This is a genomic window from Streptomyces sp. NPDC101151, from assembly GCF_044768335.1.
Taxonomy (GTDB): domain Bacteria; phylum Actinomycetota; class Actinomycetes; order Streptomycetales; family Streptomycetaceae; genus Streptomyces.
Genome location: NZ_JBIWPP010000005.1, coordinates 144,058 through 156,080, shown reverse-complemented (window position 1 = coordinate 156,080; position 12,023 = coordinate 144,058). Strand labels below are relative to the sequence as shown.

12 protein-coding genes are annotated in these 12,023 nt (G+C 71.5%); 5 read left to right on the top strand and 7 right to left on the bottom strand.

Features of this window, described 5'->3' with window-relative positions; translation table 11 throughout:
* Positions 1-3: 3 nt before the first annotated feature.
* The 6 genes from ACIRU3_RS11555 to paaA all read right to left on the bottom strand — a co-directional run bounded on the left by ACIRU3_RS11555 (position 4) and on the right by paaA (position 4,960).
* Positions 4-1,146: an acyl-CoA dehydrogenase family protein gene (locus tag ACIRU3_RS11555; RefSeq protein ID WP_404054823.1), complete on the bottom strand. Its 1,143-nt coding sequence runs from the start codon at positions 1,144-1,146 to the stop codon at positions 4-6.
* Positions 1,147-1,355: 209 nt separating this feature from the next.
* A complete protein-coding gene (locus tag ACIRU3_RS11550) occupies positions 1,356-2,420 on the bottom strand; it encodes a 2Fe-2S iron-sulfur cluster-binding protein (RefSeq protein ID WP_404054820.1) in 1,065 nt (354 codons plus the stop codon).
* Positions 2,420-2,947, bottom strand: coding sequence for a 1,2-phenylacetyl-CoA epoxidase subunit PaaD (gene paaD, locus ACIRU3_RS11545; protein ID WP_404054817.1), 528 nt, complete (start codon positions 2,945-2,947; stop codon positions 2,420-2,422). Before paaD ends, ACIRU3_RS11550 begins: the two co-directional genes overlap by 1 nt.
* Positions 2,941-3,660, bottom strand: a complete 720-nt coding sequence (gene paaC / locus ACIRU3_RS11540) for a 1,2-phenylacetyl-CoA epoxidase subunit PaaC (RefSeq protein WP_404054815.1) — start codon at positions 3,658-3,660, stop codon at positions 2,941-2,943. Before paaC ends, paaD begins: the two co-directional genes overlap by 7 nt.
* On the bottom strand, positions 3,657-3,944 hold the full coding sequence (gene paaB, locus ACIRU3_RS11535; protein ID WP_359062396.1) for a 1,2-phenylacetyl-CoA epoxidase subunit PaaB: 288 nt from the start codon (positions 3,942-3,944) through the stop codon (positions 3,657-3,659). The genes paaC and paaB overlap by 4 nt, the downstream gene beginning before the upstream one ends.
* Positions 3,941-4,960, bottom strand: a complete 1,020-nt coding sequence (gene paaA / locus ACIRU3_RS11530) for a 1,2-phenylacetyl-CoA epoxidase subunit PaaA (protein ID WP_404054812.1) — start codon at positions 4,958-4,960, stop codon at positions 3,941-3,943. Before paaA ends, paaB begins: the two co-directional genes overlap by 4 nt.
* 320 nt (positions 4,961-5,280) lie before the next feature.
* On the opposite strand from paaA, the gene ACIRU3_RS11525 reads away from it, so the two are divergent.
* The 3 genes from ACIRU3_RS11525 to ACIRU3_RS11515 are packed head-to-tail and all read left to right on the top strand — an operon-like array spanning position 5,281 to position 8,056.
* Positions 5,281-6,090: a DUF5819 family protein gene (locus tag ACIRU3_RS11525; protein WP_404054810.1), complete on the top strand. Its 810-nt coding sequence runs from the start codon at positions 5,281-5,283 to the stop codon at positions 6,088-6,090.
* Complete coding sequence (locus ACIRU3_RS11520; protein ID WP_404054808.1) at positions 6,087-7,304, top strand: HTTM domain-containing protein; 1,218 nt, start codon at positions 6,087-6,089, stop codon at positions 7,302-7,304. Before ACIRU3_RS11525 ends, ACIRU3_RS11520 begins: the two co-directional genes overlap by 4 nt.
* Positions 7,301-8,056, top strand: a complete 756-nt coding sequence (locus ACIRU3_RS11515; RefSeq protein ID WP_404054806.1) for a TrmH family RNA methyltransferase — start codon at positions 7,301-7,303, stop codon at positions 8,054-8,056. The genes ACIRU3_RS11520 and ACIRU3_RS11515 overlap by 4 nt, the downstream gene beginning before the upstream one ends.
* Here the strand turns inward: ACIRU3_RS11515 and paaN are convergent.
* Positions 8,053-9,744 carry a phenylacetic acid degradation protein PaaN gene (gene paaN / locus ACIRU3_RS11510; RefSeq protein ID WP_404054803.1) on the bottom strand — a complete coding sequence of 564 codons (1,692 nt, stop codon included), beginning with the start codon at positions 9,742-9,744 and terminating at the stop codon, positions 8,053-8,055. The genes ACIRU3_RS11515 and paaN overlap by 4 nt on opposite strands.
* Before the next feature lie 160 nt (positions 9,745-9,904).
* Here paaN and ACIRU3_RS11505 point away from each other — a divergent pair, with 160 nt between their 5' ends.
* The gene (locus ACIRU3_RS11505; protein ID WP_404054801.1) at positions 9,905-11,419 is read left to right on the top strand and encodes a 3-hydroxyacyl-CoA dehydrogenase; all 1,515 of its coding nucleotides are present in this window, start codon (positions 9,905-9,907) and stop codon (positions 11,417-11,419) included.
* Positions 11,416-12,003 (top strand): TetR/AcrR family transcriptional regulator, encoded by a 588-nt coding sequence (locus ACIRU3_RS11500; protein WP_404054799.1) that lies wholly within the window; start codon positions 11,416-11,418, stop codon positions 12,001-12,003. The genes ACIRU3_RS11505 and ACIRU3_RS11500 overlap by 4 nt, the downstream gene beginning before the upstream one ends.
* The last annotated feature ends 20 nt before the right edge of the window (positions 12,004-12,023 follow it).

Here is a 12,023-nt window from a genome sequence, read left to right as displayed (position 1 = left end):
CGGTCAGCTGAGCGGGTGCGCCGCCAGCAGATCCCCGAGCGTCTCCTCGTACGCCGCCGCGGGGCCCAGCGCCAGCTCCAGGTGCTTGGCCCAGGCGTGATACCGGTGCAGCGAATAGTCGGTGTCCGCGCCGAACCCGCCGTGCAGATGCTGCGCCGTCTGCACGACCCGGCGCACGCCCTCCGCCGCCCAGATCTTCGCCACGGCGACGTCCCCCGCGGCGGGCAGCGCCCCCGGCGCCCCCGACGCGATCCGCCAGGCGGCCTGCCAGAGGGTGGCCTCCATGGCCCGCAGATCGATGTACCGGTCCGCGGCCTGGACGGCGACCGACTGGAAGGTCGCGATCGGATACCCGAACTGCTCCCGCTTGCCGGTGTACTCGCTGGTCATCCGCAGCACACGCTCCCCCAGGCCGAGGGCCTGCGCACAGGTGCCGGTGGCCAGCAGCGCAAGCAGCCACTCCCAGGCACCACCGGCCTCGACGACGTCACCCGCCTCGACCCGTACGGACTGCAGACGCAGCTCGGCCAGCCGCTCCCCGCTGGTGGAGATCTGCTCCGCGAGCACCAGCCCGTCCTGCTCGCGCGACACCAGTGCCAGCACGGTCCGGTCGGCGCCCGTGCCCTCGATGTGTGCCGGTACGAGCACGAGGTCCGCGTCGTACGCCCACGACACCGCCGTCTGCACCCCGTCCAGCACCCACGCCCGCCCGTCCCGCCGTGCGGTCACCGCGAGTTCGGCCGGGTCGTGCCCGGTACGGCCGTGCGCCGCGACGGTCAGCACCAGCTCGCCGCGCCCGGCCCGGGCCAGCACCCGCTCCCCCAACTCCTTTCCGCCATGGGCCTGTACGACCGCGGTGGCCGCGCTGTGCTCCAGCAGCGGCACCCGGGCGAGCACCTTGGCGGACTCGCGCAACACCAGGCACAGCGCGATGGCGTCCAGGCCCGCCCCGCCGTACTGCTCCCCGAGCAGCAGGCTCAGCAGGTCCGCTCCGGCCAGCCGGGACCACAGCTCCCGGTCGAAGGTCTCGGCCACGGCGCCGGTGGTGAGCGCCGGACTGGGCACCGAGTCCGGCGCCACCCCGGCGAACACGCCCCGCGCCGCCTCGGCCGCCGCCAACTGCTCCTCGCTGAAGGTGAAGTCCACGACCTGTCCTCCTGGCGGATCCGCTCATCCGACGGTTCGTCTGACGAGGCGTCAAGATAGAACAGGTTCTAGAAGAAGGGAACGGGGAGGAGGGGGTGGGGTCTTCGGGTGGGGGATTCGAGGTCGCTTCTCGGTATTGCTTCTGGGGGTTCCCCACCCCCCTCCCTCCCCCTCCCCCAGCCCCTCCCCGTCCACCACCGAGGCACGCCTCAGCGGTCGAAGTCCAGCTCCACCTTCTCCGTCACCGGATGCGACTGGCAGGCCAGCACATATCCGGCCTCCGTCTCCTCCGCCTCCAGTGCGAAGTTGCGGTCCATGCGCACCTCGCCCGAGACCAGGAAGGCCCGGCAGGTTCCGCACACCCCGCCCTTGCAGGCGTAGGGCGCGTCGGAGCGGTTGCGCAGCACCGTTTCCAGCAGGGACTCGCCGTCCTGGACCGGCCAGGTGCCGCCGCGTCCGTCGAGCCGGGCGGTGACGGTGCTGTGCGCGGGTGCCGGGACGCGGGCCGCCGGGGTCGTCCCCGCGTCCACGTGGAAGATCTCCTGGTGGATGCGGGTCCGGTCCACGCCCAGTCCGCGCAGCGCCTTCTCCGCGCCCTCGACCAGACCGAACGGTCCGCACAGGAACCATCCCGCCACCTGGTCCACCGGCAGCAGCGCCGGCAGCAGTCCGGCGAGCCGCTCGCGGTCGAGCCGTCCGGACGGCAGGCCCGCCTGCTGCTCCTCGCGGGAGAGCACGGTCACGTGCTGCAGCCGCTCCGGGTAGCGGTCCTTCAGGTCGGCGACCTCCTCCAGGAACATCGTCGAGGCGGCCGTGCGGTCGCTGCGTATCAGGCAGAACCGGGCCGCGGGCTCCCGCGCGAGCAGCGTGGCGGCGATCGACAGGACGGGGGTGATGCCGCTGCCGCCGACGATGGCCGCGTACAGGCCCGGTGCCGGTTCGAGGACGAAGCGTCCGGCCGGGGTCATCACCTCCAGCTCGTCGCCGACAGTGATCTCCTTCAGCGCGTACGTGGAGAAGGCTCCACCCTCGACCAGCCGCACTCCCACACGCAGCGTGCTCGGGCCCTCGCCGGCCGGGTGGGGGGCCGGGGAGCAGATCGAGTACGTCCTTCGTATCTCGTCGCCGTCCGCGCGGCGCCGCAGGGCGAGGTGCTGGCCGGGTGCGTGCCGGTACTCCTCGCGCAGCTCGGGCGGGACGGTGAGGGTGAGTGCGACGGAGTCGTCGGTGAGCCGGTCGACCGCGGCCACCGGGAGCGGGTGGAAGCGTGCCATCACAACTCCTTGAAGTGGTCGAACGGTTCACGGCAGGAGAGGCAGCGGCGCAGTGCCTTGCATGCGGTGGAGGAGAACCGGCTCAGCAGTTCGGTGTCCGTGGATCCGCAGTGCGGGCAGCGGACCGGGTCGGTGTCCTCGGTGAGGGTGCGGGTCGCGCCCAGGGTCAGTGGCACCGGTCCCGAGTCATGGTGCTCGCGTGGGGGAGCGATGCCGAACTCCTGGAGTTTGCGGCGGCCTTCGGGGGTGATGTCGTCGGTGGACCAGGCGGGGGAGAGGACCGTGCGGACGGTGACCTCGCGCATGCCGTGGGCGCGCAGTATCCGCTCGATGTCCAGGCTCATCGCCTCGATGGCGGGGCAGCCGGTGTAGGTGGGGGTCAGGTCGACCTCTACCGTGTCCGCTCCGCTGATGTGTACCGCGCGCAGGACGCCCAGCTCCTGGAGTGTGAGCACGGGCAGTTCGGGGTCGGGTACCGAACCGGCCAGCTCCAGCAGTTCCGCCTCCAGGGCGGTGGCCGTCACCATGACGCCCCCGGGTGGCTGCGGTGCAGGTGCTGCATGTCCGCGAGCATCCGTCCGAAGGGTTCGGTGTGCAGGCCCTGCCGGCCGGCGCCTGCCGTCCAGGCGCCGGTGCGCGGTCCTTCGGGCATGGCCAGGGTGGCCCGGCCGAGCACGTCCGTCATGGACTGGAGCCATTGGGTCTCCATGCCTGCCCAGTCGGCGTCCAGGCCCTCCACCGGCTGGAACATCTCCCCGGTGTACCGCCACAGTGCCTGGGATGCCTGCTGCATCCGGTCCCGGCTGCTGTCGGTGCCGTCACCGAGGCGCAGTGTCCACAGCTCGGCGTGGTCGCGGTGGTAGGCGACCTCCTTGACGGCCTTTGCGGCCAGCGGTGCGAACGGGCCGTCGGACGTGGCCAGTTCGGTGTAGAGGAGCTGCTGGTAGGTGGAGAAGTACAGCTGGCGGGCGATGGTGTGCGCGAAGTCGCCGTTCGGCTGTTCGGCCAGCTGGAGGTTGCGGAAGGCGCGCTCCTCGCGGAGGTAGGCCAGTTCGTCCTCGTCGCCGGCCATCGAGAGCAGTATCCGGGCCTGGCCGAGCAGGTCGAGGGCGATGTTGGCGAGGGCGACCTCCTCCTCCAGGGCGGGGGCGTGTCCGGCCCACTCCCCCAGGCGGTGGGAGAGCACCAGGGCGTCGTCGCCGAGGGCGAGCGCGGCGGTCGCGGTGGCGGTCGTGGTCACAGGTGCTTCACCCCTTCCGGGATCTCGTAGAAGGTCGGGTGGCGGTAGGGCTTGTCGGCGGCCGGTTCGAAGAAGGGGTCCTTCTCGTCGGGTGAGGACGCGGTGATCGCGGAGGCGGGGACGACCCAGATCGAGACGCCCTCGCCGCGCCGGGTGTAGAGGTCGCGGGCGTTGCGCAGGGCCAGTTCGGCGTCGGGTGCGTGCAGGCTGCCGGCGTGGGTGTGGGAGAGGCCGCGGCGGGAGCGCACGAAGACCTCCCACAGGGGCCAGTCGGTGTTGGTCATGCTCGCGTTTCTCCCGTCCCACCGGTGGTTCCGGTGTGCTTGGCCGCGTAGGCGGCGGCCGCTTCCCGTACCCATGCGCCCTCGTCGTGGGCGGTTCTGCGCTGGGTGATCCGCTGTTCGTTGCAGGGTCCGTTGCCCTTGAGGACCTCCCAGAACTCCGTCCAGTCGATGCTGCCGAAGTCGTGCTGTCCTCGCTCCTCGTTCCATCGCAGGTCCGGGTCGGGGAGGGTCAGGCCGAGGGATTCGGCCTGGGGGACGCAGATGTCGACGAAGCGCTGGCGCAGCTCGTCGTTGGAGTGGCGCTTGATCTTCCATTCCATCGACTGCGCGGAGTGCTGTGATGCGTCGTCGGGTGGGCCGAACATCATCAGTGAGGGCCACCACCAGCGGTTCACGGCGTCCTGGGCCATGGCGTGCTGTGCCTCGGTGCCCTTGCTGAGGGCGTGCAGGAGCTCGTAGCCCTGGCGCTGGTGGAAGGACTCCTCTTTGCAGATCCGCACCATGGCGCGTGCGTAGGGTCCGTAGGAGCAGCGGCACAGGGGGACCTGGTTGGTGATCGCGGCGCCGTCCACCAGCCAGCCGATGGCGCCGACGTCGGCCCAGGTCAGCGTGGGGTAGTTGAAGATCGAGGAGTACTTCTGGCGGCCGCTGTGCAGTTTGTCGAGGAGTTCGTCGCGGCTGGTGCCGAGGGTTTCGGCCGCGCTGTACAGGTACAGGCCGTGGCCGGCTTCGTCCTGGACCTTGGCCATCAGGATCGCCTTGCGGCGCAGGCTGGGCGCGCGGGTGATCCAGTTGGCCTCGGGCTGCATGCCGATGATCTCGGAGTGTGCGTGCTGGGCGATCTGCCGGACCAGGGTGGCGCGGTAGGCGTCGGGCATCCAGTCGCGCGGTTCGATGCGCTCGTCGGCGGCCACGGCCGCGTCGAAGGCGCGCTGGTACTCCGCCGTGTCGCCGGCGGTGGTCCGTGCGCCGTCCGTGTCCGTGTGGGCTGTGGTGTGCGCGGCTGCTGTGGCCATGCGGTCCCCCTGACCTCGGGCTCTCCTTGAACACTGTCCCGACCGATCGTTCGGTCCGTGCGTCATCAATGGTGTGCCGGGGCGCTGCGGGTGTCAACTGCTGTGGAAAACCTCGTGGACGGCCTGTGGAAAACCGGGCGTGGGGCGGTGCGGCGTGGCGAGGGCCACTGTTTCGGCACATACCCGGGGCTGCGCCGGACGGCCAGTGCTGAGTACCGTTCGGTCCCGAGTGCCGAGGAGCGGCGCCCGGGAAGAACGCGGTGCCTGTGGCGGTGCCGGGACCGAGTGGACACCGAGTGGAATCGGGGGACGGGGCGGAAATGGACGCGTACGACGAGGACTCGCAGGCCCTGCGCGGGCCCGACGGGTCGACCGGGGCGCGTCGCCCGGAGGACCCCGAGCACCAGGAGGCTCCTGTCCGGCCGGCCTCCGGTGATCCCGACGGCTCCCCGTCGACCGGGTCCCCGCCGCCCGTGCCGCGCCGCACCGGCGTGGCCGCCCTCTCCCCCCGCTACCAGGTGGGTGCCGCGGTGGCGCTCGCGGTGGTCGCCGTCGCCGCCTGTGTGCATCTGGGCATGGTGTTCCTGAGCCTGGCGCCGGCGAACACGGTGACCAAGCAGCACGGCAAGGCGATAGAGGAGTGGGTGTATCCGGAGTTCGAGCAGAACTGGAAGCTGTTCGCCCCGAACCCGCTGCAGCAGAACATCGCCGTCCAGGCGCGCGCCGAGGTGCGGATGAAGGACGGCAACGTGCGCACCACCGCCTGGAACGATCTCTCCGCCCAGGACGGCGCGGCCATCGACGGCAGCCTGCTGCCCAGCCACACCGAGCAGAACGAGGTGCGCCGCGGCTGGGACTTCTTCGTCGCCACGCACGGCGCCGACAACCGGCCCGTGGGTATGCGGGGCGCGTTGTCCGAGCAGTACGTGCGGCGGATCGTGGTGATGCGCCTGAACCGGGACGACGCGATCAGCCGGGAGGGTGTCATCCAGCGGGTGCAGGTCCGTTCCAGCACCACCAATGTGCAGCCGCCGAAGTGGAGCCGCGAGAAGATCTCCGACAAGCCCGTCTTCCGTCTGCTGCCCTGGTGGACGGTGGGCGACGAAGAGGCCGCGGGAGGTGCGCGGTGAACCGGCTCTCCCTGACCCTGTCGCGCGGTATCGCCCGCGTCACCGAGTCGGCGCTCGGCCCGTACCAGAGCGCCGTGATCCGCATCGGCTTCGCCGCGACCTGGCTGCTGTTCCTGCTGCGCGAGTTCCCCCACCGTCAGGAGCTGTACGGTCCCGACGGCCCCTGGAGCTGGGACCTCGCTCAGCAGCTGACCTCCGACAATCACGCCTTCACGGCCCTGATGTGGTCGGACGGGCAGGCCTGGTTCGAGGCCTTCTACCTGCTGGCGATCCTCTCCAGCGCGGCGCTGCTGCTGGGCTGGCGCACCCGGACCGCCTCCGTGCTGTTCATGGTGGGTGTGCTGTCGCTGCAGAACCGCAGTGTCTTCGTGGGCGACGGCGGCGACAACGTCCTGCACCTGATGTCCTTCTACCTGGTCTTCACGCGCTGCGGCCGGGTGTGGTCGCTCGACGCGCGGCGGGCGGCCCGCGCCGAGGCGGCACGCGCGCGTGGGGATCGGGTTCGCCCCGACCGGGTGGGACCGCTGCTGTGGGCGGTGCTCGGCCTCGTGCTCGGTGGTGTGACGCTGGCGGGCCGGTTCGACAACGGCTGGCTGGTGCCCGCGCTGCTGTGGACGGTGTGGGTGGTGCTCGGTCTGTGGGGGGTGGTGCAGCGCCGGGCGAGGTCGCAGGAGCCGCGGATCCTGCTGGACGTGATCGCCAACGTCCTGCACAACGGCGCCCTGTTCGTGATCATGGCCGAGGCCTGCCTGATCTACGCCACGGCCGGCTGGTACAAGATCCAGGGCTCGCGCTGGCAGGACGGCACCGCCGTCTACTACCCGCTCCACCTGGACTACTTCTCGCCGTGGCCCGCCCTGGCCGACCTGATGTCCTCCAGCGGAACGATCATGATGATCGTGACCTACGGGACGGTCATGGTGCAGGTTGCCTTCCCGTTCACGCTGTTCAACCGCCGGGTCAAGAATGTCCTGCTGGTGCTGATGATGACCGAGCACGCCGTGATCGCGGTCGTCCTCGGCCTGCCGTTCTTCTCGCTGGCGATGATCACCGCGGACGCGGTCTTCCTGCCGACGTCCTTCCTGCTGCTGCTCGGTGGCTGGGCGGCACGGGCGCGAGGACGCCTGGTACGGCGCGGCGCCGAGGACCGTACGCTGCCCCCGCCGCGCTCCCCCGAGGAGAGCGCGCAGGGCCGCGTAGGGTTCACCGCATGACCGACCCCGTGATCCGCTGGCGCGAGAGCGCCGGTGCCGCCGTGCTGCTCGACGGCTTTCACGCCCTCAAGCACGCGCTGCGCTTCGGCGCGGAGATCCCGGTGGCGGTCACCACCGACCGGCGGGCGGCGCTCGCCCTCGCAGAGGAGCTGGCCGGGGACGTCAGGGACAGGCTGGACGCGCTCCTGGCGGAGGTGCCCGAGGAGACGTACGCCTCGCTGGTGCCCCGCCCGCACCCGACGGGCGTGGCGGCCCTGGCCGTACGGCCGTCCCGCGAGGCCAATCTGCGGGCGCTCGCCCATGCGCCCCGTACCGCGCCCGTCGTGGTCCTCGACCAGCCGCGCAACCTCGGCAACGCGGGAGCGGTGATCCGGCTGGCCGCCGGCTTCGGGGCGACCGGAGTGGTCACCACGGGCACCCTCGACCCCTGGCACCCCACCGTGGTGCGCGGCGGAGCGGGACTGCACTTCGCGACCGCCGTGGAACGGCTCGGCGTCGAGGAGCTGCCGGCCGGGCCGCTGTTCGCCCTGGACCCGGAGGGCGACGACATCCGGGGCGTCAAGCTGCCGGACGACGCCGTGCTGGCCTTCGGCTCGGAGCGCAGCGGCCTGTCGGCGCAGCTGCGCGCGCGTACCGACCATCTGCTGGCGCTGCCGATGCGCCCCCAGGTCTCCAGCTACAACCTGGCCACCAGCGTGGCCATGACGCTGTACCACTGGAGTGCCGCCGGGGGCGCACCCACGGCTCCCTAGGCCTCCCGGCGGACCTCGACCACCCGGAAGCGGCTGGCCACGAACGCGCCGTCGGTCAGCGCGGCGTTCGCCGCCGGGTTGCCGCCCGAGCCGTGGAAGTCGGAGAAGGCGGCGGTCTGGTTCACATACACCCCGCCGATCAGGTTGAGGGACAGCTGGGCGGCCTCCTCCAGGCAGACCTCCTCGATGGCCTGCCCGACCTCCGTGTCGGTGGTGTACGCGCCGACCGTCATGGCGCCCTTCTCACGGACCGTGCGGCGCAGCAGCTCCACCGCGTCGGTCGCCGAGTCGACCGCGACGGCGAAGGACACGGGGCCGAAGCACTCGCTCATGTAGGCGGCCTCGTCGTCCGGCTTGGCGCCGTCCAGCTTGACGATCACGGGGGTGCGCACGACCGCGCCCGGGAACTCCGGGTTGCTGATCTCGCGCGAGGCCAGGGCGACTTCACCGAGGCCGGCCGCCGCTTCCAGGCGCGCCTTGACGTCCGGGTTGACGATCGCACCCAGCAGCGCGTTCGCGCGGGCGTCGTCGCCGAGCAGGCCGTCGACCGCGCGAGCGAGGTCCGCGGTCACCTCGTCGAACGTCTTGGGGCCCTCGTCGGTGCGGATGCCCTCGCGCGGAACGAGCAGGTTCTGCGGGGTGGTGCACATCTGGCCGCTGTACAGGGACAGCGAGAAGGCCAGGTTGGACAGCATCCCCTTGTAGTTGTCCGTCGACTCCACGATGACCGTGTTGACGCCGGCCTTCTCCGTGTAGACCTGCGCCTGGCGGGCGTTGGCCTCCAGCCAGTCGCCGAAGGACGTCGAGCCGGTGTAGTCGATGACCCGGATCTCGGGGCGGGTGGCGAGCGTCTTGGCGATGCCCTCGCCGGGGCGCTCGGCGGCCAGTGTCACCAGATTCGGGTCGAAGCCCGCCTCGGCGAGCACCTGCCGGGCGACCTGCACGGTCAGGGCGAGCGGCAGCACCGCGCGCGGGTGGGGCTTGACCAGGACCGCGTTACCGGTGGCCAGGGAGGCGAACAGGCCCGGGTAGCCGTTCCAGGTCGGGAAGGTGTTGCAGCCGATGACCAGGCCGATGCCGCGCGGGACCGGCGTGAACTGCTTGGTCAGCGCCAGCGGGTCGCGCTTGCCCTGCGGCTTGGTCCACTCGGCCGTCTCGGGTGTGCGGACCTGCTCCACGTACGCGTACGCCACCGCCTCCAGACCGCGGTCCTGGGCGTGCGGGCCGCCCGCCTGGAACGCCATCATGAAAGCCTGCCCGCTGGTGTGCATGACCGCGTGCGCGAACTCGTGCGTCCGGTCGCTGATCCGCTTCAGGATCTCCAGACAGACCACCGCACGGGTCTCCGCGCCCGCGTCCCGCCAGGCGCGCTGTCCGGCCTTCATCGCGGGCAGCAGCACGTCGACGTCCGCGTGCGGGTAGGTGACGCCCAGCTCGATGCCGTACGGCGAGACCTCGCCGCCGACCCAGTCGTCGGTGCCGGGCTGGCCGAGGTCGAGGCGGGAGCCGAGGAGCGCGTCGAAGGCGGCCTTGCCCGCCGCCGCGTCCAGGCTGCCGTGCTCGCCGTAGGCCTTCGGGTGCTCGGGATGCGGGGACCAGTAGGCGCGCGTGCGGATCGCTTCCAGCGCCTGGTCGAGCGTGGGCCGGTGCTTCGCGATCAGCTCGTGCGTGGTCAGTTCGGCGGCCATGCGGGACCAACTCCTCGTCTGGAGAACTCTTCGTCGAGTTCATGACCTGGGCGGAAACAGAGGCGGAAACAGACGGTCAGAGCTAGAGTAACCGAACGATCGGTCGGGACAAGGGGGTCCGGCGCATGTGTGGAAAACGTCGTGCGGGAGGATCGCGCACATGACAGCACTCGACCTCAGCAGCCCCGTGGCCGTCGTCGGCACCGGCACCATGGGCCAGGGCATCGCCCAGGTCGCGTTGGCCGCCGGCCACCCCGTGCGGCTCTACGATGCCGTTGCCGGGCGCGCCCAGGAGGCGGCCGAAGCGATCGGCGCCCGCCTCGACCGGCTCGTGGCCAAGGACCGCCTCACCGCCGCCGAACGAGACGCCGCGCGCGCCCGGCTCATGCCCGCGGGCGGCCTCGCCGAGCTGGCCGACTGCGCACTGGTCGTCGAGGCCGTGCTGGAGCGGCTGGACGTCAAACAGCAGCTCTTCCGCGAGCTGGAGGAGATCGTCGCCGACGACTGTCTGCTCGCCACCAACACCTCGTCCCTGTCGGTGACGGCCATCGGCGGCGCCCTCGGCAACCCCGGCCGCTTCCTGGGCCTGCACTTCTTCAACCCGGCCCCGCTGCTGCCTCTGGTCGAGGTCGTCTCCGGCTTCGCCACCGACGTCACGTCGGCCACGCGCGCGTACGAGACCGCGCGCGCCTGGGGCAAGACCCCGGTGGCCTGCGCGGACACCCCCGGCTTCATCGTCAACCGGATCGCCCGGCCCTTCTACGCCGAGGCCTTCGCGGTCTACGAGGCCCAGGCCGCCGACCCGGCCACCATCGACGCGGTCCTGCGCGAGTGCGGCGGCTTCCGGATGGGCGCGTTCGAACTGACCGACCTGATCGGGCAGGACGTCAACGAGTCCGTCACCCACTCGGTGTGGCAGTCCTTCTTCCAGGACGTGCGCTTCACGCCCTCGCTGGCCCAGCGCCGGCTGGTCGAGTCCGGGCGGCTCGGCCGAAAGAGCGGGCACGGCTGGTTCGACTACGCCGAGGACGCCGAGCGCTCCGAGCCGCACACCGCCGATAGGCGGCAGCCGCCCGCGTACGTCGTCGCCGAGGGCACCCTGGGCCCGGCGGCCGACGTTCTCGCGCTGGTCCGCGAGGCGGGCATCGAGGTCCGCGAGGAGGACGAGGACAACGGCACCCGGCTGGTGCTGCCGAGCGGCGGCCAGCTGGTCCTCGCCGACGGCCAGACGTCCGTGGAGTACCGCGACGTCGTCTACTTCGACCTCGCACTCGACTACCGCAAGGCCACCCGCATCGCCCTTTCCGCCTGCCAGGACACCCTGCCGCAGACCCTCGCCGAGGCCACCGGCCTCTTCCAGGCGCTCGGCAAGGACGTCAGCGTCATCGGCGACGCCCCCGGCATGATCGTCGCCCGCACGGTCGCCCGGGTCGTCGACCTCGCCTACGACGCCGTGGCCAAGGGCGTGGCCACCGAGGAGGACATCGACACCGCCATGCGTCTCGGGGTCAGCTACCCGCTCGGCCCCTTCGAGTGGAACCGCAGGCTCGGCAGGGACTTCGCCTGCGGTCTCCTGGACGAGATGCACGAGCGGGACCCCTCCGGACGCTACGCGGCCTCCCTCGCGCTCTACCGGCACGCGTACGCCACCGACAAGCGGGAGGCCACCCCATGACCACCGCCAAGCGCGACACGTACACCCCCGAGACGCTGCTCTCCGTGGCCGTCCAGGTGTTCAACGAGCGCGGCTACGACGGCACCTCCATGGAGCATCTCTCCAAGGCGGCCGGCATCTCCAAGTCGTCCATCTACCACCACGTCAGCGGCAAGGAAGAGCTGCTGCGCCGGGCCGTCAGCCGGGCGCTGGACGGACTGTTCGGGATCCTCGGCGAGGAGCACGCGCGCGTGGGGCGCGCCGCGGACCGTCTGGAGCACGTCGTACGGCGCATGGTCGAGGTCCTCATGTCCGAGCTGCCGTACGTGACGCTGCTGCTGCGCGTGCGCGGCAACACCGAGACCGAGCGCTGGGCGCTGGAGCGCCGCCGCGACTTCGACCACCAGGTCGCCGAGCTGCTCAAGGCCGCGGCCGCCGACGGGGACATATGCGGCGACGTGGAGGTGCGGCTGGCGACCCGGCTGGTCTTCGGGATGATCAACTCGATCGTGGAGTGGTACCGGCCCGACACGCGCGGCGCCAGCGGCCGCGAGGTGGCCGACGCGGTGGTCCGCCTGGTTTTCTCGGGCCTGCGCCGGAGCTGAGACCGGCTCGGGCGGGCGGC